The sequence below is a fragment of the Arthrobacter sp. Alg241-R88 genome, from assembly GCF_900537115.1.
Classification (GTDB): domain Bacteria; phylum Actinomycetota; class Actinomycetes; order Actinomycetales; family Micrococcaceae; genus Arthrobacter.
In genome coordinates this window covers 25,555-46,253 of the sequence record NZ_UNRG01000002.1, presented here as the reverse complement: position 1 = coordinate 46,253, position 20,699 = coordinate 25,555, and the positions used below count along the sequence as shown (strand labels likewise).

Below are 20,699 nucleotides of genomic sequence, written 5' to 3'. Positions count from 1 at the left end.
GCCCGGATGGCTGGCAGCGGGAAGCCGGCGCGGGTTAGGCGGTGGCGGCAGCCCCGCCGTCGTCCTGCTGCTTTCCGGGGTCGGGGGCAAGCTGCCCGGCACCGGCATGTGGGGCCCCGGCATGTGGGGCATCTGCATCCGGGCCGGCATGGGTGCCCTCAAGAGACACGGGGGTGGCAAGGGGTTCCGCAGCCGCAGCAGGGTCAACGGGCTTTCCCGCGAGCCGGAGCTTCACCACGGCCGCGTATTCATCCACGTATTCCTGCCCGGAGAGCCGCATCAGCTCGAACATGATTTCGTCCGTGACCTGCCTCTGGACCAGGCGGTCCTCGGCCTGGTCGTGGTACCTGCTGAAGTCCAGCGGTTCACCGAAAATCATGCCGATCCTGCGGATGTTCGGCAGGCGTTTGCCGATGGGCTGCACTTTGTCCGTGCCGATCATTGCCACCGGAACCACCGGGACTCCGGCCTTGAGCGCGAGCCTGGCAACGCCCACCTTTCCCCGGTAGAGGCGCGAATCGGGGCTGCGCGTCCCCTCCGGGTAGATGCCCAGCAGCCCGCCATGCGTGAGTACCTCCATTCCGGCACTCAGCGATGCCTCCGACGCGGCACCGCCGGACCGGTCCATGGGCAACTGGTTGGTGAGCCTGAAGAACAGGGCCGTCAGCCTGCCTTTGATTCCCGTGCCCGTGAAGTACTCGGACTTGGCCAGGAACACCACCGGACGGCGGACCATCAACGGCATAAAAATCGAGTCGGAAAACGAGAGGTGGTTGGAGGCGATAATTGCCGCACCTTCGGCCGGAATGTTATCCAGGCCCTTCACCCACGGGCGGAAAAGCAGCTTCAGCACCGGACCCAGGAAGATCCTTTTCATCACCCAATAGAACACGTGCGAAACCCCTCCGGAAGGCAGCCCTCAGGCCCCGCGTCGGGCCTGGCCAGCAGTTCAATGCAACCCTACTCTAGTGAGATTTGCCGGGAACAGTGACACGATGGAGTCATGAGCGAAAGCAGCACCCCGTCCCGTCCTGCCGCTTTCAGCTATCCCGGCCACGGAGCCAACGCCCGCATCGGAGTGGCGATATGCCACGGTTTCACCGGCAGCCCCCTGAGTGTGCTGCCATGGGCGGAACACCTCGCTTCGCAAGGCTACGCGGTCACCGTTCCCCTGCTGCCCGGGCACGGGACCAACTGGCACCAGCTTGCCCGGACGCGCTGGAGCGAGTGGTACAACAGCTTCGAAAGCGCCTACCTGGAGCTTTCGGAGCGGACGGATACATGTTTTGTCGCCGGGTTGTCCATGGGCGGAGCCATCGCGCTGCTGGCTGCTTCCAGGCACCCTGTGGCGGGAGTCTCGGTGGTGAACCCCGGCCTGAGCTTCTACGACCGCCGGGTACGCGTCATTGGCGTGCTGAAGTATTTCCAGAAGACCACCCTCCCCATCCAGGAGGAGCAGCCCACGGCGGTTGTCACCGAAGACGGCGACTATTCGCGCACACCGCTCTCCGCCGTGCACGAACTGAAGAAACTGTTCGGGGTTGCATCCCGTGGCCTGCCCCGCGTCACAGCTCCCGTGCAGGTATTCAAGTCGCACACGGACGCAGTAGTCCCGCCCACCTCGCTGGCAGTACTGAAAAAACGCCTGGGCACGCACCTTGAAGAGGTGGTCAGCCTTGCCAGCAGCGGTCATGTGGCTACGCTGGACCTGGACGCGCCGGAGATCTTTTCGAAATCCAGCGCCTTTTTCCATGCCCACGCCCGCCAGAACACTTCAGTGGAGACCCCATGACCTCCAGCCCGGACCACAGCCCCTACAGCAGTCCATCCAATGGCGAGGGGCCCCGGATCGGTGTGGTCCTCTCGCACGGGTTCACCGGCAGCCCCCACGGCCTGCGTACGTGGGCCCAAGCCTTCGCTGCCGCGGGTTTCGCTGTCCGCATGCCACTGTTGCCGGGCCACGGCACCAGTTGGCAGGAGCTGGCCCGGACTACGTGGCAGCAGTGGCATGCCGCACTTGATGACGCCTACCTGGAGCTGGACGCGGAGTGCGATTACGTCTTTGCCGCCGGCCTGAGCATGGGCGGAGCGCTGGCGCTGCGCATCGCCGCCACACGTCCGGTGGCAGGGGTGGTCCTGGTGAATCCGGGGCTGGTGATTGACGATCCGCGCGCGCCGCTGGCCGGAATCCTGAAGCTGGTCATGAAAAGCACACCGGCCATCGCGAACGACATCCTTAAAGAAGGCATGGATGAGGGCGCCTATCCCCGCACTCCGGTAGCTGCCGCCCACGAACTGAACAAGATGTTCAAGGACACCATCAGGATCCTGCCCAGGGTCACTTCTCCCGTACAGGTCTACCGCTCCACGGTTGACCATGTGGTGTCCGACTCCAGCATCGTGGCGCTGCGCCGCGGCCTCACCCATGCGCCCCTTGAGCTGGTCCGGCTGGAAAACAGCTACCACGTGGCCACCATGGACAACGACGCCGACCAAATCTTTGCTGGATCCGTGGACTTCATCCGCAGCGTGGTGTCCACTGCCGGCGCTGCGTCCGCTTCAGCTGCGCCCGTCCAGGAGGCTTCCCATGAACAGGCCTGACTCCGGCTCCCCCGACCAGGGCTCCAACCACGACGACGCCGTCTGGCTTGACCTCGTGGCCCGCCTCGAAGCAGACTCGCCGGCAGGCCCTGCCGGTTCCGGTACCGCCGGTACTGACGGTACTGACGACCCGGAGGCGCCTGACGGCACACCCGCTCCCGCGGCCAGGTCCGCCACTTTTCGGGACTTCGATCCCCTGGGACTTGCCGGGTCCGCCCCCACCGAGCTTTCCGCCGCCGAGCGGCAGGAGTCGGCAGCCACCACCGGTGACGCCGCGAACGGCAACGCGGCCGCGGGGCCACGCGACTATGACGTGGACGGGGACGACGGCGAATTCATTCCCGAGGAGCCCCCGAGCCTGGCCGGAACCGACCCGCTGACCATGCTGGCCTGGCTGGCCGCGGTGGGCGGGCCCGTGGCCCTGCTGCTGTCGGCCATGTTCTGGCGCTCTGCACCGATGCTCGCGATCGTGGGCATCGTGGCCGTGTTTGTCCTGGGGACGGTCTACCTGATCATGAAGCTTCCGCAGGAAAAAGACGAGAACGACGACGGCGCCCGCGTTTAGTGCCTCAGGCGCGCACCCTGCTGCTCACCCGGGAGAGGTCCGCCGCCCCGATCAGGCCGGCGTTCGGTCCCAGGGCCGCCAACTGAATGCCGGCAGCAGGCCGGAAGCCGCGGCCGGTCAGGTTGCGGGCGAAGGCCTTTCGGGCAGGTTCCACCAGCAGGTCCCCTGCTGAGCAGAGGCCGCCGCCGATAACAAACAGGCCGGGATCCAGCGCCGCGGCCAGGTTCGCCAGCCCGAGTCCGAGCCACTCACCTACTTCGTCGATAAGTTCACGGGAAGCAGCGTCGCCGGCCAGAGCCAACTCGGTGACGATCGCACCGGTGATCGTATCGGTGTTGCCACCCACAGCTGCGAGCAGGTCCTGGGCCACCGGGGAGTTGGCCCGCGCCAGGATCCGGGCTTCACGCCCCAGCGCATTCCCGGACGCGTACTGCTCCCAGCACCCCCGGTTGCCGCACTCGCACCGGTGGCCGCCGGGCATGATGATCTGGTGGCCGAACTCGCCGGCCACGCCAAACCTGCCGCGCTCCACCCGCCCGTCCATCACCATGGCCCCGCCGATCCCCGTGCCCAAGGTGATGCACACCAGCCGGGCTTCACCCTGCCCGGCTCCAAAGCGCCACTCCGCCCACGCTGCGGCGTCGGCGTCGTTGGCGAGCAGGACGGGACGGCGCAACAGGTTCTGCAGGTTTTTCCGGAGCGGCTCGTTCCGCCAGGCGAGATGCGGGCTAAAAAGCACCGTGCCGCCGTCGAGGTCCATCCACCCGGCGGCGCCGATCCCGACCGACCAGATCCGGTGCCCCCGGCCGAGCTCTTCCACGAGCTCCACAATCACCTGCTCCACTGCCCGGGGATCCGTGCCGGGCGTCGAGCGCCGCGCCTCGTTGAGGATCCGGCCTTCGGCATCCACCACGCCGGCAGCCACCTTGGTGCCCCCGATGTCGATCCCGATGGCAAGGCCCTTCCGGCCAAGGCGCAGGTGCTCGCGCAGGCCTTCGCCGTGGCGCAACCTGGTCCGGCCGGTGGTTGGGCGCCGCCTCCACGGAACCGGTCGTGGCAAGGGGCCGGCCTGTTCGCCGGGGGGCGGTGCATACATAGTCAACCATTCTAGGCTGGCGGTTCAGGGGGTGAAGGAGGCCGTCCCCGCATGTCCCGCAGGGCACCATTGACGCCAAAGTTACTCGTCAGTAGGTTTAGATACTGCATGGCCCGGTACAGGCGTACTAGTCTTTAGGCATACCCCTGCGCGGGTCTTCGGATATCAAAGGAGCTATAGTGCGCGAATTCAGTGTTCCGCCTCTTGTTGTTGTCCCACCGGAAACCAACATCACTGATCTGGTATTGCGGCAGGCTGCAAAGCCCAGCAACCCGGCACTGTTTTCGCGGCGCGGCTCCGCCGGTGCCTGGCAGGACATCCAGGCTACGGATTTCCTGGCCGACGTCTCGGCCCTGGCCAAGGGACTGATGGCAAGCGGCGTGGCTGCGGGTGACCGGGTAGGCATCATGTCCCGCACCCGCTACGAATGGTCCCTGGTGGACTTTGCCATCTGGTTTGCGGGAGCAGTATCCGTTCCGATTTACGAGACCTCCTCCCCGTCACAGGTGGCATGGAACCTCGGCGACTCCGGCGCGGTGGCAGCCTTTGGCGAAGCAGCCCACCATGAGGACGTGATCCGCCAGGCGGTTACGGCCGAGGGCCTCACTGCGCTCCAGCACGTGTGGCAACTGGAAGGCCAGGGGCTGGACGCCCTCCGTGAAGCCGGCCGCGACGTCAGCGACGCGGATCTCGAGGCGCGCCGCGCGACGGCCACCCTGGACGACGTCGCCACCATCATTTACACCTCCGGTACCACGGGCCGCCCCAAGGGCTGCGAACTGACGCACGGAAACTTCGTTGAACTCTCGGACAACGCCCTCGCCATCATCGGCGAGATCGTCCATGAGAATGCCAAGACCATCATGTTCCTGCCGCTGGCCCACGTTTTTGCACGGTTCATCTCCGTTTTGGCCATGGCTGCCGGAACAACGGTGGCCCATACACCGGACATCAAGAACCTCCTCGCTGACCTGCAAAGCTACGAGCCCACCTTCATCCTTGCCGTGCCCCGCGTCTTCGAAAAGGTCTACAACTCCGCGCTGACCAAGGCCGAGGACGGCGGCAAGGGCGCCATCTTCCACAAGGCCGCTGACACTGCCATCGCCTTTTCAAAAGCGCGCCAGGACGGGCGGGTGGGCCTTGGCCTCAAGCTCCGCCACGCCCTCTTCGACAAGCTGGTGTACAGCAAGCTGCGGGCTGCCATGGGCGGCCACGTTGCCCATGCCGTCTCCGGTGGCGGCCCGCTGGGTGAACGTCTGGGCCACTTCTTCCAAGGCATCGGCCTGCAGGTACTCGAAGGCTATGGCCTGACTGAAACCACAGCCCCCATCTCCGTCAACACGCCGTCGCTGATCAAGATCGGGTCCGTGGGCAAGCCGCTGCCCGGGAACGCAGTGCGGATTGCCGAGGACGGCGAAATCCTTGCCAAGGGCGCCTGCGTTATGCGCGGTTACTACCAGCGGGAGGACCTTACCTCGGAAACCTTCGCCGACGGCTGGTTCCGAACCGGCGACATCGGCCGCCTCGACGATGACGGCTTTGTGTGGATCACCGGCCGCAAGAAGGAAATCATCGTGACCGCCGGGGGCAAGAACGTGATCCCCGCGTTGCTTGAGGACCAGATCCGTGCCGATGCCCTGGTCTCCCAGGTGCTGGTGGTCGGTGACAACAGGCCCTTTATCGGGGCCCTCGTCACCCTGGACCAGGAAGCCCTGCCCGGCTGGCTGCAGCGCCACAACCTCCCGGCCGACACTTCCCTCGAGGATGCGGCCAACAACCCGGTGGTCAAAGCAGCCGTCCAGGACCTGGTCACCGCAGCGAACGCCTCCGTATCGCAGGCCGAAGCCATCAAGTCCTTCCGGATCGTGCCTGCTGACTTCACCGAGGCCTCAGGTCACCTGACCCCCTCGATGAAGGTCAAGCGGGCACAGGTGATGAAGGATTTCGAGACGGTGATCGAGGAAATGTACTCGGCACCACGCTCGTAGCAGGCATCTCAAGAGGCAGGCCTGGGACGCGGGCCCCGATCCTCTGCGTGCTATTCCCCGCGCCCCGCTATGGCCGCTTCGCGGCGAGCAGGGGCGCGGGGCCCCTTTTACGCACGCTGCCGGACCGCGGCCCGCCTTCCGAACCGGGGCCTGGCCCGGGCGGCCACTCCCGCCGGATGCAACGAAAGGATCCTCCCTCACGGGAAGATCCTTTCGTTTGCCTTAGCTGATGTCCCGCTTACTGCTCCACTACCAGCAGCAGGTCTCCGCCCTCTACCTGCTCGACGGCTGAGATGGCGAGCCGCGCGACCTTGCCGGCCACCGGCGTCGTAATGGATGCCTCCATCTTCATCGCCTCGATGGTGGCTACCGTGTCGCCGGCTTTGACCTCGTCGCCCTGCTTGACCGTCACCGTAACGGCACCGGCGAACGGTGCTGCCACGTGGCCGGGCTGGCCGGGGTCGGCCTTCTCGGCTGCCTTGACGTTGCTGACCACCGAACGGTCCCGGACCACCACCGGCCGGGACTGGCCGTTGAGGGTGCACATGACCGTGCGCATGCCCTTTTCGTCAGGCTCGGAGACGGCTTCGAGGGACGCGATCAGCCGCACGCCCTTCTCCAGCTGGATCTCGTGCTCGGCGCCGCGCTGGAGCCCGTAGAGGTAGTCCCGGGTGTCCAGCACAGAGATGTTGCCGTAAGTCTCCACACTCTTCAGGTAGTCCTTGGTGGGTCCGTCGAAGAGCAGCCTGTTCAGCGTGTGCTGGCGGGTCTTGGAGTCGGACTTCAAGGCGGCACTGTCCTCGGCGCTGAGCTCCACGTCGCGGACCTTCACGCTCCTGCCCTGGAGGGCCTTGGTGCGGAAGGGCTCGGGCCAGCCTCCCGGCGGGTCACCCAGTTCACCGGAAAGGAATCCGATGACTGAATCCGGGATGTCGTAGTTCTGCGGGTTCTCGTTGAAATCCGCGGGGTCCGCGTTCAGTCCCACCAGGTGCAGGGCGAGATCGCCCACCACCTTGGAGGACGGCGTGACCTTGACCAGGTGGCCCAGGATGCGGTCGGCGGCGGTGTACATGTCCTCGATCGCCTCAAAGCGCTCCCCCAGTCCGAGCGCCATGGCCTGCTGGCGGAGGTTGGAAAGCTGCCCGCCGGGGATTTCGTGCTGGTACACACGGCCCGTGGGGCCCGGAAGGCCCGACTCGAACGGCGCGTAGACGCGGCGGACCGCTTCCCAGTACGGCTCCAGCGAGCTGACCGCGGCCAGGCTCAGGCCCGTATCCCGCGGCGTGTGTGCCAGTGCTGCAACCAGGGCCGAGGCCGACGGCTGGCTGGTGGTGCCGGCCAGGGATGCGGAGGCGACGTCCACGGCGTCGACGCCGGCGTCCACGGCGGCCAGGAGGGTGGCCAGCTGGCCTCCTGCGGTGTCGTGGGTGTGCAGGTGCACCGGCAGGTCGAAGCGTTCCCGAAGGGCGGAGACGAGTTTCGCCGCGGCGGCGGGACGGAGCAGGCCTGCCATGTCCTTGATGGCCAGGATGTGGGCTCCGGCGTCCACGATCTTCTGGGCCAGGCCCAGGTAGTAGTCCAGCGTGTAGAGCGTCTCTTCGGGATCCAGCATGTCGCCGGTGTAGCAGAGCGCCACTTCGGCGACGGCGGTGCCTGTTGCCCGGACAGCGCGGATGGCAGGTGCCATCTGGCTGACATCGTTCAGGGCGTCGAAGATGCGGAAGATATCAATGCCCGTGGCCGCGGCCTCGTTGACGAAGGCTTCCGTTACTTCTTCCGGGTAGGGCGTGTACCCCACGGTGTTGCGGCCGCGGAGGAGCATCTGGAGGCACACGTTCGGGAGCGCCTGGCGAAGGGCGGCGAGCCGGTCCCAGGGGTCCTCGCCCAGGAACCGGAGGGCGACGTCATAGGTTGCGCCGCCCCAGGCCTCAACGGAAAGCAGCTCGGGCATGAGCGCAGTAACCGCGGGGCCGGCGGCCACGAGGTCGCGGGTGCGGACACGGGTTGCCAGCAGTGACTGGTGGGCGTCCCTGAAGGTGGTGTCCGTGACGGCCACAGCGTTCTGTTCGCGAAGCGCCCTGGCAAAACCCTCGGGTCCGAGCTCAAGGAGCTTCTGCCTGGAGCCGGGCGCGGCCTGGCTGTCCTTCACGGACGGCAGCTTACTGGCCGGGTTGGAGTGGACCTTAAGTTCCCCGTTGGGCTTGTTGACGGTGACCTCGGCCAGCCAGGTGAGGAGCTTGGTGCCGCGGTCGGCAGAGACGCGGGCCTTGAGCAGCTGCGGGCGCTCGTCAATAAAGGAGGTGGCGACGTCCCCGGCGATGAAGTCGGGATCGTCCAGCACCGCCTGCAGGAAGGAGATGTTCGTGGAGACTCCGCGGATGCGGAATTCGGCCAGGGCACGGCGTGCACGGGCGACGGCGGCCGGGTAGTCCCTGCCGCGGCAGGTGAGCTTCACCAGCATGGAATCGAAGTGCGGGCTGATTTCGGCACCCGAGTAGACAGTGCCGCCGTCGAGCCGTACACCGGCTCCGCCGGCGGAGCGGTAACCGGTGATCTTTCCGACGTCGGGCCGGAACCCGTTGGCGGGGTCCTCGGTGGTGATGCGGCTCTGCAACGCCGCGCCGCGCAGCTTGACTGTCTCCTGGGAGAGGCCGAGGTCCGCCAGCGTTTCGCCGGCGGCAATCCGCATCTGGGCCTGGACGAGGTCGACGTCGGTGACTTCCTCGGTGACGGTGTGCTCCACCTGGATGCGGGGGTTCATTTCGATGAAGACGTGCTGGCCGGCACGCTCACCCACCGTGTCGACGAGGAACTCCACCGTGCCGGCGTTGACGTAGTTCAAGGCCTTGGCGAACTTGACGGCGTCCCGGTACAGGGCCTGGCGGATGCCTTCGTCAAGGTTGGGGGCCGGGGCGATCTCAATCACCTTCTGGTGGCGGCGCTGAATGGAGCAGTCCCGCTCGAAGAGATGCATCACGTTGCCCTCGGCATCCGCCAGGATCTGCACTTCGATGTGCCGCGGGCGGAGGACAGCCTGCTCCAGGAACATGGTGGGGTCACCGAATGCCGCGTCCGCCTCACGCATGGCGGACTGCAGGGCCTCGGGCAGTGCCTCGCGGGTATCCACCCGTCGCATGCCGCGCCCGCCGCCGCCGGCCACGGCTTTGGCGAAGATGGGGAAGCCGATCTCATCGGCTGCCGCAATGAGCTCGTCCAGGTCCTTGGAGGGCGCGCTGGACTTCAGGACGGGAACGCCGGCGTCCCGGGCAGCCTTCAGGGCTGCCACCTTGTTGCCGGCAAGTTCCAGCACCTCGGCCGGCGGACCGACAAAGGTAATGCCGGCATCCTTGGCCGCGCGGGCAAGGTCCGGGTTTTCCGAGAGGAAGCCGTATCCGGGGTAGATGGCGTCCGCACCGGACTCCTTTGCTACCCGCACCACTTCGGCAACATCAAGGTAAGCCCGGACGGGGTGGCCCTCTTCGCCAATCAGGTAGGCCTCGTCCGCCTTCTGGCGATGGATCGAGTTCCTGTCCTCATGGGGGAATACGGCAACGGTCTTGGCGCCCAGCTCGTAGCCGGCGCGGAAGGCCCTGATCGCGATTTCGCCGCGGTTGGCCACCAGAACTTTGGAAAACATACTTCTCCTGCATCATTGCGGGTGGATCGGTGAGTGGTCACAGTGTCTAGGACCTACAAGGGCAAACACAAATCTTTGTGGCCACCATCACAGATTTCCCCGTCATGTCCCGAGCCCTTCTGCCGGCCCGGGCGGAAACCGCCCCGGCAGCATAGTTGGTGCCATGCCGACGCCCTTTAAAGCAGGAATCGCCGACGCATCCACATATGATGAGTAGGGCGGCAGGACCGTCCGGCTTCGGCACTGCCGGAGCAAACATTACTCCCAACACGGCATCCGGCGTTAGGTTTTGGTCTCTCAAGTGCAAGTAGTCAGCATCAGCAGCCTCAAGGGTGGAGTCGGCAAGACTTCCGTCACCACAGGATTGGCGTCTGCAGCCCTTGCCGCAGGCATCCGCACGCTGGTGGTGGATCTTGATCCCCATGCGGACGCGACTACTGCCCTGGGCGTGCAACCGGGCGACCAGCTCGATATCGGCAGGATGCTCAAGAGCCCCCGCCGGGCCAAGCTCGCCGAGAATGTGGTGCGCAGCAGCTGGACGGAGCGGGCCCCCTCCAACGGCTCCGGCCCAGCGGTCCTGGACGTCGCCGTCGGCTCTGCCTACACGGGAATCTACGACCGGCCGGACCTCAGCCGCCGCGATCTGCGACGGTTGTCTTCGGTGCTGGCCGCCGCAGACAACTACCAGCTCGTCCTGATCGACTGCCCACCGTCCCTGAATGGCCTGACCCGGATGGCGTGGTCAGCCAGCGACAAGGTGGCGCTTGTTGCCGAACCGGGGCTGTTTTCCGTTGCCGGTACCGAACGGACCATGAGGGCTATCCAGCTTTTCCGCCAGGAGTTCGCGCCCAACCTTTCACCGGCCGGCATCATAGCCAATCGGGTGCGGTCAGGGTCCTCCGAGCACAGCTACCGGCTGGCGGAGATGGAGTCGATGTTCGGCGAGCTCCTTTTGAGCCCACGGATCCCGGAACAGGCGAACTGGCAGCAAATCCAGGGCGCCGCCCACCCCGTGCACCACTGGCCCGGCGATTCCGCCAAGGCCGCCGCGGCCCTCTTCGATGAGCTGCTGGCCAACGTGATGGCGGTAGGCAGCGGCCTGCGCAGCCGGGCCAGGTAGGAAACCCAACGTCAACAGCAGAGGCCGCTCTCCCCGTGGAGAGCGGCCTCTGCTGTTAAGGCTGAAAACCGTGATGCAGCTTTAGCTGATCTTGCGGGCTGCCCGCCGCTTGCTCAATTCGTCGTCGGGAAAGGACTGCTCCGTGGCATGTTCGCTCGGGAGCGACGCCAGGCTGCCTTCCACCTCGCGCCACACGCGGCCAACGGCGATGCCGAACACGCCCTGGCCACCCTGGACGAGGTCGATGACTTCGTCCGCGGACGTGCACTCGTAAACGCTGGCGCCATCGCTCATCAGCGTGATCTGGGCCAGGTCCTCCACGCCGCGTTCACGCAGGTGTTCCACGGCCGTGCGGATCTGCTGCAGCGACACACCCGTGTCCAGCAGGCGCTTGACGACCTTGAGGACGAGGATGTCGCGGAAGCCGTAGAGCCGCTGGGATCCCGAACCGGCGGCACCGCGGACGGCGGGTTCGACAAGTCCGGTGCGCGCCCAGTAATCCAACTGGCGGTAGGTGATGCCTGCTGCCTTGCAGGCGGTGGGACCCCGGTAGCCGGCGTCTTCATCCAGGACGGGGAGGTCTTCGGTGAACAGAAGGCCCTGGGCACCGCTTGCGGGCACAGCAACACCGGCCGTGGGCTGTTTCAGCCCGCCTGCTTCGCCTTTGGGACTCACCTGGATCCTCCTTGTCATAAGCTCCCCGAGAAGAACTGCAGCAGCTTTAACAGGAATGAAGATCATGCCTGTAATTTCCGCGGGGCGCACCTTCCAGTGTGACCTCCGCGGCTGCTGTAAGCAATGGGAACTCGATACTTAGACGTTAGGCCCGCGGGGAGCCAAGGTCAAAGACGTTGGCCCTTCGAAGAGGCGTGTCGAAAGTTTCATCCTCAGCTTTAACCTTAACGTGACCTTAGCCGTCGAAATCCTCGGGTTCCACGTCGTCCAGGAACTCGCGGAACCGGCGCAGTTCGCGCTCTTCGTCGACGGTGGGGCCCGGTTCTGTGTCCTCGCCTTCATCGTGCTCCGTGATCCGCACGCCGGCTTCATCCATCACGGAATCCGCGCACCAGATCCGGCACTTGGCCCGAAGGGCGACGGCGAGGGCGTCAGAGGCGCGCGAACTGACGGTGGTGCCGTTCTCGAACTGGAGCTGGCCGTAGAAGATGTTGTCCTCAACCGCCACGATGTTCACGCTGACCACGGAGTGGCCCAGCGACTCCACCACGTCCACCAGGAGGTCGTGCGTCATGGGCCGCGGCGGAACCACACCCTGCTGGGCAAGGGCGATGGCGCTTGCTTCAGGGGTGCCGATCCAGATGGGCACGTGGCGTTCCCCATGCATCTCCCGCAGGAGGACCAGAGGCTGGTTGGAAGGCAGTTCGATCCGAACGCCTACGATCTCGACTTCAATCATCAGATGTCCATGCGTGAGATGTGGTCCTGCACCAGAGCCCGGTGCAGGGTGAGGCAGAGGTCGCTGATTTCGCGGGCAGCCTCCGCAGCCCGCGCCTGGGAGGCGGCGTCCTTGCGGGAAGCAAGCGGCGCCACTGCGCGTTCCACGAGTCCGAACTCCCTTTCAGCAGCTGCCTGGAAGGGCCGAAGGTGGCGGGGTTCGAGCCCGTGGCTTTCCAGCTGCACGCAGGCCCTGGCCACCTGCAGGGCGTGTTCATCAAACAGTCCGTTGGAGTGGCTGATGAGGCCGAAACTCAGGAGGGCCTGGAGCAGGGGTACGCTGGCCCCGGACTCCGTGCGGAGCTGCTCCTCGGTGAGCTTGCGCCCCCGGCTCTGCAGTTCCGCGGCCAGTTCGTCCGAGACAATCCGCGGGGACACCACAACGCCTGGTGGCAGGTTTTCGGGGCGCTCTCCCCTGTCGATGGCGTCCAGGTAGTCCTTGATGACCTTCAGGGGAAGGTACTGGTCCCGCTGCAAGGCCAGGACGAAACGGAGCCGCTCCACGTCGCCGTCGGAATACTGCCGGTAGCCCGCCGGGGTGCGGCGGGGATTGATCAGCCCTTTTTCCTCAAGGAACCTGATTTTTGACGCTGTCATGCCGGGGAAATCGCCGCTGAGCTGGGCGAGGACTTCCCCGATGTTCAGGACCTGCGGTCCCCGGCGTTCCGGTTGTGCCATTGCCACAGGCAGCGGTCCCCGGATCAGCCGCGGCCTGCAGCGCTGGCAGGGCTCAGGTAGAAGGTGAGGCGGAACTTGCCGATCTGGACTTCACTGCCGGACTTGAGCTCGACGCTGTCAACGCGGTCGTGGTTAACGTAGGTGCCGTTCAGGCTGTTCTTGTCCACTACCTCGAAGCTCCGCGCGGTGCGCCGGAATTCGACGTGCCGGCGGGAGACCGTGACGTCATCCAGGAAGATGTCCGCGTCGGGGTGGCGGCCGGCGGTGGTGACGTCGGAGTCCAGCAGGAAGCGGGCACCGGCGTTCGGGCCGCTGTGCGCAACGAGGAGTGCAGACCCGGCTGGCAGTGCCTCGACGGAATTGCGCTCTTCGGATGAGAGCTTGGGGGCGATAGTGGGTTCATCCCGCACCGGGGTGAGGTGGATCGAGGTGGTCTCCGACGCCCTGGCCGCACCATTGCCGTATTCCCCATCGGCAGGGTTGTGTGTGTGGCCAGCCATGGATTCCTCCTCTTCCGCTGCAGCTCTGACGCCTGCAATTTACATTTGCCGTCCGGGCCTGCCTCGCAGGTCCGGCACCGGCTCCCGATCCGGCCTGACGTGCGAAGACATGGCGTCTGCACCGCTGGCCGAACCGGATTTACCGGATAGCTTTTAGCCTACCTGTTGTTCGTACTCGGATGCACTGAGCAACGACTCAACAGCGTCTGCTTCGGCAAGTTTGACTTCGATGAGCCAGCCGTCTCCATAGGGATCGGTGTTGATCAGCGCCGAGTCCGTGTCGAGGGACTCATTACGCGCCACTACCTCACCGGTGACCGGCGCGTAGATGTCACTGACGCTTTTGGTGGATTCAACCTCGCCGACAACCTCGTTCGCCGTAATCTTGGTGCCCACTTCCGGCATCTGGGCGTAAACGACATCGCCGAGGGCGTCCTGGGCGAAGTCGGTGATGCCCACCCGCACCACACCGTCGGCGCTGGGAGCAGAAACCCACTCATGTTCGGCGGTGTAGGACAGATCTTCGGGAATGTTGCTCATCAGGGGCCTTTCATGGGGTGGAACACCAATGTCAACGGGGCCCAAACAGGCCGCCGCAGAAAGTATAGGCACAACTGCCGGAGCCTTCGCCGGGGATTCTGACAAGATGGGACCCATGAGCGCACGCACCCTTCCAGCACTCCGGGAAGCGGCAGGGTAGGCCATGCCGGAACTTCCAGAGGTGGCCGGCCTGGCTGAATTTCTTGATGAGCACCTGCGGGGAACTTCAGTGACCAAGGTGCAGATCGTTTCCTTTGCCGTGCTCAAGACGGCTGATCCGCCCTTCAATGCCCTGGAGGGCCGGACCGTTACCGGAGTGCGGCGCTTCGGCAAGTTCGTCACCATCGACACCGGCGGGATCTCGCTGGTGTTCCATCTGGCCAGGGCGGGCTGGGTGCGCTTCACGGACTCTCCCACCGATGGGCAGCTGCGGATGGGCAAGGGCCACATCGCGGCGCGCTTCGCCTTTACGGGCCCGGATGGGCCGCGCGGCATCGACCTCACCGAGGCCGGCACCAAGAAGAGCCTGGCCGTCTATGTGGTGCGGGATCCCCAGGACGTGCCGGGCATCGCCACCCTGGGGCCGGACCCATTCACCGAGGCGTTCGACGTCGGCATGCTGGCTGAAATCCTCGCCGGCAGTTCGCAGCAGATCAAGGGGCTCCTGAGGAGCCAGAGCGTGATCGCCGGCATTGGCAACGCCTACAGTGACGAGATTCTTCACGCCGCAAGGATTTCCCCTTTCGCCACTGCCAAATCACTGGACCGGGAAGCGGTGCAGGTCCTCTACGACTGTATCCACGGCGTGCTCGGCACGGCACTGGCTGAGGCAAGCGGCAAGCCGCCCAAGGACCTGAAAGACGTCAAGCGCAGCCACATGCGCGTCCACGCCCGGACCGGCGAGCCGTGCCCGGTGTGCGGGGACACCGTGCGGGAAGTATCTTTTGCCGATACTGCACTGCAGTACTGCCCCACTTGCCAGACGAAGGGCAAGATCCTCGCCGACCGCCGGACCTCCAAGTTCCTTAAGTAGGGCAAACCGTGGAAGCAAGTCAAGCGCTGGGCTGCCCTTGGCGGATGGGCCAGGAGGTCCCTCGGCGGCAATTCCGGCCCTTCGTGCAAGGTCTGTCCGGCCTGGGCAGGCTGTGTTCGACCTGCCGTCTGTGGAGGGCCGCGTAACATTCACGCGTTGAAGGTATGCCTGTTGGCGTTATACCGGTGGGTAGCCTGGAAACCGGCGCAAACCCGCCGGGGAGGCGTCGACGGCGACTCTCACGACCATGCTCGCAGAGAAGTTCGTGTAATAAAAGCGTGGCTCTTCACACGCTGAAAATCCGGAGTATCGTGGTTGGCACGTCCCTCCCAGCGAAAATAAAGGGCGGACGGATACTGATTACGAGGGTCCAGACACCGGCGCTCAGTGCTCACACACCGGCCCCATCTGGGCCTTTTCCATGTGTTCTATCAGTCACCCCACAGCGCCCCTCAGCGTATGAACCGGGGGAAAGAATCAGGTTCACCCGTTGATGCCGGCGCTGGCACCCTCAAGCATGGTGCTCCTCGCGCACTGATCGGCTTGAGACAGAACCGTAGATCGGCGAGTCGACAAAAAAGAGTGGACCGCGCCCAACGACGACCGTGCCACTCTGCATGCTCTCCCGTTCCTGCGGTACATCAGTTGATGCACGACAGGAAAATGCAATGAACAAAGTAACCCGCTTCTTCGGCTCCGCTGCCCTGGTGGCAGGCCTGACCGTAGGCGGATCGGCCCTAACGGCCGGTGCTGCGTATGCCGGCGACGATTACGATCGCTCGAATCATAACAAGCACGACGACGACGACAAGCGCAAGCACGACTGGAAAGATCACAACGGACGCGATCACAAGTCGGACAGGCACGACGATCATAAGTCGGACAAGGACGATCGTCATCGCGGCGACTACAAGTACGTTTACGACCACAAGGATGACGATCACGACGAGGACTGCAACGGCAAGTATCACCGTGCGTGGTACAAGGACCACTACGGACAGTGGCAGTTCATCATCGTGATCGTGTACCAGCACTGATTCCGAAGCGTGGTGGTGCTCCCGCGGCTCCTCCGCAGGAAGGCTGATTAGCCGTAAACAAAAAAACCGGAACCACGCGTTTCCGCGTGGTTCCGGTTTTTGTGGTCGGGCTGACAGGATTTGAACCTGCGACCCCTTGACCCCCAGTCAAGTGCGCTACCAAGCTGCGCTACAGCCCGTTAGTTCCGCCGTTCTCCGCTGTGCTTCATCCCCCGGGCTGACCCGGGAATTTCCACCAGCAGTCCGGCCGAACCACCTAGAAGAGCTTACACGATTCCGGAGGGTGCAAGTGACACTTTCCGGCTGTGGCAGCTCCGTGTGTCGCGGAGATCACGATGCCTAGCGCTTCTTGCCGCGCTTTTCCCGCACCCGCATGTTGACCTCGATGGGGGTGCCCTCGAAGCCAAAGGTTTCCCGCAGCCGGCGGGTGATGAAACGGCGGTAACCGGGGTCCAGGAATCCGGTGGTGAACAGCACGAACTTCGGCGGCCTGCTGGAGGCCTGGGTGCCGAAGAGGATGCGCGGCTGCTTGCCGCCCCGGACGGGGTGCGGGTGTGCGGCCACGAGCTCGCCGAGGAAGGCGTTCAGGCGGCCGGTGGCAATGCGCTTGTCCCAGTTTTCCAGCGCCAGGTCCAGGGCCGGAACCAGGCGGTCCTTGTGCCACCCGGTCTTGGCCGAAATGTTAACGCGGGGCGCCCACTCCACGTGGGCGAGGTCCTGTTCAATCTCGCGCTCAAGGTAGCGCCGGCGTTCGTCGTCGAGCAGGTCCCACTTGTTGAACGCCAGCACCAGGGCGCGGCCTGACTCAATGGCGAGCTGCAGGATCCGGACATCCTGCTCGCTGAGGACCTCGTCCACGGCGAGGAGCACGACGGCGACCTCCGCCTTCTCGAGCGCGGCCTGGGTCCGCAGGGAGGCGTAGTAGTCCGCGCCCTGTGCCATATGCTGGCGGCGGCGGATGCCTGCCGTGTCCACGAACCGCCACGTGCGTCCGCCGAGTTCAATAAATTCATCCACCGGGTCGCGGGTAGTGCCGGCAGTGTTGTCCACCACCACGCGCTCGGTACCGGCCAGCTTGTTCAGCAGGGACGACTTGCCCACGTTGGGGCGCCCGATCAGCGCGATGCGGCGGGGGCCGCCGGAACGTTCCAGCCCTTCGATGGTGGAGAACTCGGGAAGGGTATCCATCACGTGGTCAAGCAGGTCGGCCACGCCCCGGCCGTGCAGCGCGGAGACCGGGTAGGGCTCGCCGAAACCGAGTCCCCACAGCGCAGCGGAGTCGGCCTCCTGGGCGAAGTCATCCACTTTGTTGGCCACCATGATGACGGGCTTCTTGCTGCGGCGCAGCATCTTCATGACGCCTTCGTCGGTGGCGGTGGCACCGACAGCGGAGTCGACGACGAAGAGGACTGCATCCGCGAGTTCCACGGCCATCTCGGCCTGCTCGGCCACGCGGGCGTGGATGCCGCGGGCGTCGTGTTCCCAGCCGCCGGTGTCCACGAGGGTGAAGTTGCGCCCGTTCCAGTTGGCGGAGTACATCACGCGGTCACGGGTGACGCCAGGGGTGTCTTCCACCACTGCTTCGCGGCGGCCGAGGATTCGGTTGACCAAGGTGGACTTGCCCACGTTGGGACGTCCGATAATGGCCAGGACCGGATCGAGCTTGACCGGACCGTCATAGTCCTCATCGTCGTAGTCACCGCTGAGCAGCGCGGCGTCGTCCTCGTCAAGCTCGTAGTCCTCCAGGCCGGCCCGGAGCGACGCAGCACGGAGTTCGGCTTCGTCGTCGTCTATCGCCGCCAGCCGCTCGGCCACCTGGTCGGTGCCGGAGGGGGTGTACTCGTCATCGCCGGCGCCGGAGTGGCCGGAAGTTTGGGTTGTATCGCTCATTGCATTGTCCTTAGTGGTCATCTGCCGGCGTCCCGGCTACTGCTGTGAAGTCTTTGGAAAAATCTGCCACCGGCAAGGGCTGCCCCGTGAGCTGGATGGAATCCTGCACGTGCCCTGACAATGCGGCCCGGATCTCCAGCGCCGCCCTGTCCATTGAAGCACGCCCGCTTTCCCCGGCCCTGCGGCCCAGCGTCAGCGCATTACCGAAGCTGACGTGGAAGCGCCTGCCAGGCCGCGGCACCGAATCGAGGTGCTCATTGCCCTTGCGCGTGCCCAGGATCGCGACGGGTACCACCGGAGCGCCGGAGTTCAGCGCGAGCCACGCCACGCCGCCGTTGATGTCAGCCGCTGCCCCGCTCCCCCGCGTGCCTTCGGGAAGAATCCCGACGCAACGTCCGGCATCGAGCACTTCCTTGCAGCGCTGCAGCGCAGCACGGTCCCCCGTGCGGTCAACAGGCAGCTGCCCGGACGCCGTCAGCACCCGGCCCAGGAAGCCTTTGAACATCTCCTGTTTCACCAGGATGTGCATGGGGCGCGGCGACGCGCCGAACATCACCGGCCCGTCCAGGAAGCTGATGTGGTTGCCGGCAAAAATCACCGGCCCGCCGGTGGGAACGTTGTCCCTGCCCGTGACGGACGTCCGGTACACCAGGTGGTCGAGGGCCCAACCAACTGGCCTGCTCCAGGCCATGGTCCAACCGGACGGGATCTCCGGCCTGGGCTTTCCGACGTTTGGCTCAGTCACGGTTCAGGACCTTGGTCACTATCACGAGGGCCGCGGCAACCGTCTGGTCGAAGTCCAGGTCTGAGGAATCCAGGGTGACCACACCGGACGCAGCCTGCGTGAAGTTGACCACCGTGGAGTCTTTGGCGTCGCGGTGGGTCACTTGGGCCGCCAGTTGCTCGGCATCCTGGGTGCCGCCGAGCTGGATTCCGCGCCGGCGCAGCCGTGCTTCCTCGCTGGCGGTGAGCAGCATCCGCACTTCAGCCCCGGGCGCGACGACGGTGGTGATGTCCCTGCCTTCCACCACCATGCGGCGGTGGTGCTTTTCGATCAGTTCGCGCTGGCGCCGGATGAGCTCTGTCCTGGCTCCCAGCGTGGTGGCCACGGAACTGACAGCTGAGGAGATGGCAGGCTCACGGATTGCGTCGGTGACGTCGGTCCCGTCCACCCGGACGTACTCCACCTGGGGGCTTGTACTCAGGTCCAGGACCAGGTCCCGGGACGCCTGCTCCACAGACGCACTGTCCTCCAGGTCGATGCCTTTGGTGACGCAGAACCAGGTCAGTGCCCGGTACATGGCACCGGTGTCCAAGTAGGCGAGCCGGAGCCGGCGGGCCACTTCCTTGCTGACACTGGACTTTCCGGAGCCCGACGGCCCGTCGATGGCCACCACCAGCGGCCGGCCGATCCGGAGCGCGGGCAGGGTGTCAAGAAGTTCTTGTGTCATTACTGGAGTACCCGCCATCCGCGGTCGTTAAGTGCTTCGATCAGGTGGTCATGCTTATTCGGCAACACGGAGATTTCCACCATACCCACGTTCTGGCCCGATGAATGGTCCAGGCGCAGGTCCTCAAGGTTCACGCCGATCTCCCCGATTTCCGTAAGGAGCCGGGCAATCTGGCCCGGCTTGTCGTCCACCAGGACGGTAAGCCACGAATACGCCTGGGGAGGACCGCCGTGCTTGCCCGGAATCCTGGCCTGGCCGGCGTTGCCTTCACTCATCAGCTGTGCGAGGTCAAGCCGGGCGCCGGGTGCGGTGGGCTCCTCCAGTGTGCCGATCAGGCGGTTGAGGTCCTCCCGCACGCCGTAAAGGATCTCCACCACCTTGGCTGCATTGCCGCCCAGGATCTGCACCCACAGGGATGGATCACTGGCAGCGATCCGGGTAACGTCGCGCAGTCCGTTGCCCGCGAGGGACAACGCGTGCAGTGGCGTCCCCTGCAGCCGGCTGGCCAGGAGCGATGACATAACCTGCGGCAGGTGCGATACCAGGGCCACGGCTTCGTCGTGTTCGTCGGCGGTGAACTGGGAAACAACCGCCCCCAGGTCCGTGGCCAGCGAACGGGCCGTCTGGAGGGCTGCGCCGGAGGTTTCCTCCGACGGGCACACCACCCAGGGCATCGAGGTGAAGAGCTCCCCGCGGGCTGCGACCGGCCCGGACTTTTCCCGTCCGGCCATAGGGTGTGTGCCCACGTAGCGGGAGAGGTCCACGCCGCGGCTGCGCAGCGCCGAGAGGATCTCCGCCTTGACGCTTGCGATGTCCACCACCACGGAGTCCGGGTAGTCAGCCAGGGCCTTTGCCACAACATCGGCCGTGACGTCCGGCGGGGCGGCGACAACCACCAGCTGCGGCGAACCACCCGCAAGCCCGGCCAGGGGTTGGCCGGCACCGATATCCACCGCAACAGCCTGGTTGGTGGGCGAAGGGTCGGACAGGTAAACCGGAACGCCGCGGCCGCGCAGGCCCAGCCCGATGCTGGTGCCCAGCAGCCCCGTGCCGAGGACCACCACGGGTCCGTCCAGGTGCCCGCGGCCCTGGCTGTGGAAAGCGGACATGC

The 20,699-nt window shown here is 65.4% G+C and carries 19 protein-coding genes and 1 tRNA gene; 7 read left to right on the top strand and 13 right to left on the bottom strand.

Features of this window, described 5'->3' with window-relative positions; translation table 11 throughout:
• Positions 1-34: 34 nt before the first annotated feature.
• Positions 35-892 carry a lysophospholipid acyltransferase family protein gene (locus G6R19_RS05040; protein WP_240341772.1) on the bottom strand — a complete coding sequence of 286 codons (858 nt, stop codon included), beginning with the start codon at positions 890-892 and terminating at the stop codon, positions 35-37.
• A 111-nt stretch (positions 893-1,003) separates the two neighbouring features.
• On the opposite strand from G6R19_RS05040, the gene G6R19_RS05035 reads away from it, so the two are divergent.
• From G6R19_RS05035 to G6R19_RS05025, 3 genes are read left to right on the top strand one after another with little or no spacing between them, the layout of a single operon-like run.
• Positions 1,004-1,792, top strand: coding sequence for an alpha/beta fold hydrolase (locus tag G6R19_RS05035; protein ID WP_163163013.1), 789 nt, complete (start codon positions 1,004-1,006; stop codon positions 1,790-1,792).
• Positions 1,789-2,601, top strand: coding sequence for an alpha/beta fold hydrolase (locus tag G6R19_RS05030; protein WP_163163011.1), 813 nt, complete (start codon positions 1,789-1,791; stop codon positions 2,599-2,601). Before G6R19_RS05035 ends, G6R19_RS05030 begins: the two co-directional genes overlap by 4 nt.
• Complete coding sequence (locus G6R19_RS05025) at positions 2,588-3,166, top strand: hypothetical protein (RefSeq protein WP_163163009.1); 579 nt, start codon at positions 2,588-2,590, stop codon at positions 3,164-3,166. The genes G6R19_RS05030 and G6R19_RS05025 overlap by 14 nt, the downstream gene beginning before the upstream one ends.
• 4 nt (positions 3,167-3,170) lie before the next feature.
• Here G6R19_RS05025 and G6R19_RS05020 read toward each other — a convergent pair whose 3' ends face one another.
• Positions 3,171-4,262, bottom strand: coding sequence for an ROK family glucokinase (locus G6R19_RS05020; RefSeq protein WP_240341771.1), 1,092 nt, complete (start codon positions 4,260-4,262; stop codon positions 3,171-3,173).
• Between the two features lie 179 nt (positions 4,263-4,441).
• On the opposite strand from G6R19_RS05020, the gene G6R19_RS05015 reads away from it, so the two are divergent.
• Positions 4,442-6,250 carry an AMP-dependent synthetase/ligase gene (locus G6R19_RS05015; protein WP_163163007.1) on the top strand — a complete coding sequence of 603 codons (1,809 nt, stop codon included), beginning with the start codon at positions 4,442-4,444 and terminating at the stop codon, positions 6,248-6,250.
• A gap of 238 nt (positions 6,251-6,488) precedes the next feature.
• On the opposite strand, the gene G6R19_RS05010 is transcribed toward G6R19_RS05015, so the two are convergent.
• Positions 6,489-9,887, bottom strand: coding sequence for a pyruvate carboxylase (locus G6R19_RS05010; RefSeq protein WP_163163004.1), 3,399 nt, complete (start codon positions 9,885-9,887; stop codon positions 6,489-6,491).
• Positions 9,888-10,188: 301 nt separating this feature from the next.
• Between G6R19_RS05010 and G6R19_RS05005 the strand changes: the two genes are divergently transcribed.
• Positions 10,189-11,007, top strand: a complete 819-nt coding sequence (locus G6R19_RS05005) for a ParA family protein (protein WP_163163002.1) — start codon at positions 10,189-10,191, stop codon at positions 11,005-11,007.
• 81 nt (positions 11,008-11,088) lie between these two features.
• Here the strand turns inward: G6R19_RS05005 and G6R19_RS05000 are convergent, their stop codons facing one another.
• From G6R19_RS05000 to gcvH, 5 genes are all read right to left on the bottom strand, one after another.
• A complete protein-coding gene (locus G6R19_RS05000) occupies positions 11,089-11,682 on the bottom strand; it encodes a MerR family transcriptional regulator (RefSeq protein ID WP_163163000.1) in 594 nt (197 codons plus the stop codon).
• 235 nt (positions 11,683-11,917) lie between these two features.
• Positions 11,918-12,421 (bottom strand): bifunctional nuclease family protein, encoded by a 504-nt coding sequence (locus G6R19_RS04995; RefSeq protein WP_138135016.1) that lies wholly within the window; start codon positions 12,419-12,421, stop codon positions 11,918-11,920.
• Complete coding sequence (locus tag G6R19_RS04990; protein ID WP_163162998.1) at positions 12,421-13,137, bottom strand: MerR family transcriptional regulator; 717 nt, start codon at positions 13,135-13,137, stop codon at positions 12,421-12,423. Before G6R19_RS04990 ends, G6R19_RS04995 begins: the two co-directional genes overlap by 1 nt.
• A gap of 23 nt (positions 13,138-13,160) precedes the next feature.
• Positions 13,161-13,637, bottom strand: coding sequence for an FHA domain-containing protein (locus tag G6R19_RS04985; RefSeq protein ID WP_163162996.1), 477 nt, complete (start codon positions 13,635-13,637; stop codon positions 13,161-13,163).
• Positions 13,638-13,790: 153 nt separating this feature from the next.
• Positions 13,791-14,177, bottom strand: a complete 387-nt coding sequence (gene gcvH, locus G6R19_RS04980) for a glycine cleavage system protein GcvH (RefSeq protein ID WP_163162994.1) — start codon at positions 14,175-14,177, stop codon at positions 13,791-13,793.
• A 163-nt stretch (positions 14,178-14,340) separates the two neighbouring features.
• On the opposite strand from gcvH, the gene G6R19_RS04975 reads away from it, so the two are divergent.
• Together G6R19_RS04975 and G6R19_RS04970 are read left to right on the top strand one after the other, a co-directional pair.
• Positions 14,341-15,210, top strand: coding sequence for an Fpg/Nei family DNA glycosylase (locus G6R19_RS04975; protein WP_163162992.1), 870 nt, complete (start codon positions 14,341-14,343; stop codon positions 15,208-15,210).
• 668 nt (positions 15,211-15,878) lie between these two features.
• Positions 15,879-16,247, top strand: coding sequence for a hypothetical protein (locus G6R19_RS04970; RefSeq protein WP_163162990.1), 369 nt, complete (start codon positions 15,879-15,881; stop codon positions 16,245-16,247).
• A 102-nt stretch (positions 16,248-16,349) separates the two neighbouring features.
• Here the strand turns inward: G6R19_RS04970 and G6R19_RS04965 are convergent.
• The 5 genes from G6R19_RS04965 to G6R19_RS04945 all read right to left on the bottom strand — a co-directional run bounded on the left by G6R19_RS04965 (position 16,350) and on the right by G6R19_RS04945 (position 20,697).
• Positions 16,350-16,426: transfer RNA gene (locus G6R19_RS04965), tRNA-Pro, on the bottom strand.
• Between the two features lie 160 nt (positions 16,427-16,586).
• Complete coding sequence (der, locus tag G6R19_RS04960) at positions 16,587-18,137, bottom strand: ribosome biogenesis GTPase Der (protein ID WP_163162988.1); 1,551 nt, start codon at positions 18,135-18,137, stop codon at positions 16,587-16,589.
• 10 nt (positions 18,138-18,147) lie between these two features.
• Entirely contained in the window at positions 18,148-18,828 is a 681-nt protein-coding gene (locus G6R19_RS04955; RefSeq protein ID WP_163164103.1) for a lysophospholipid acyltransferase family protein, read from the bottom strand.
• Positions 18,829-18,874: 46 nt separating this feature from the next.
• Positions 18,875-19,588 (bottom strand): (d)CMP kinase, encoded by a 714-nt coding sequence (gene cmk, locus G6R19_RS04950; RefSeq protein WP_163162986.1) that lies wholly within the window; start codon positions 19,586-19,588, stop codon positions 18,875-18,877.
• Positions 19,588-20,697 carry a prephenate dehydrogenase gene (locus G6R19_RS04945; RefSeq protein ID WP_163162984.1) on the bottom strand — a complete coding sequence of 370 codons (1,110 nt, stop codon included), beginning with the start codon at positions 20,695-20,697 and terminating at the stop codon, positions 19,588-19,590. The genes cmk and G6R19_RS04945 overlap by 1 nt, the downstream gene beginning before the upstream one ends.
• Between the last annotated feature and the right edge of the window lie 2 nt (positions 20,698-20,699).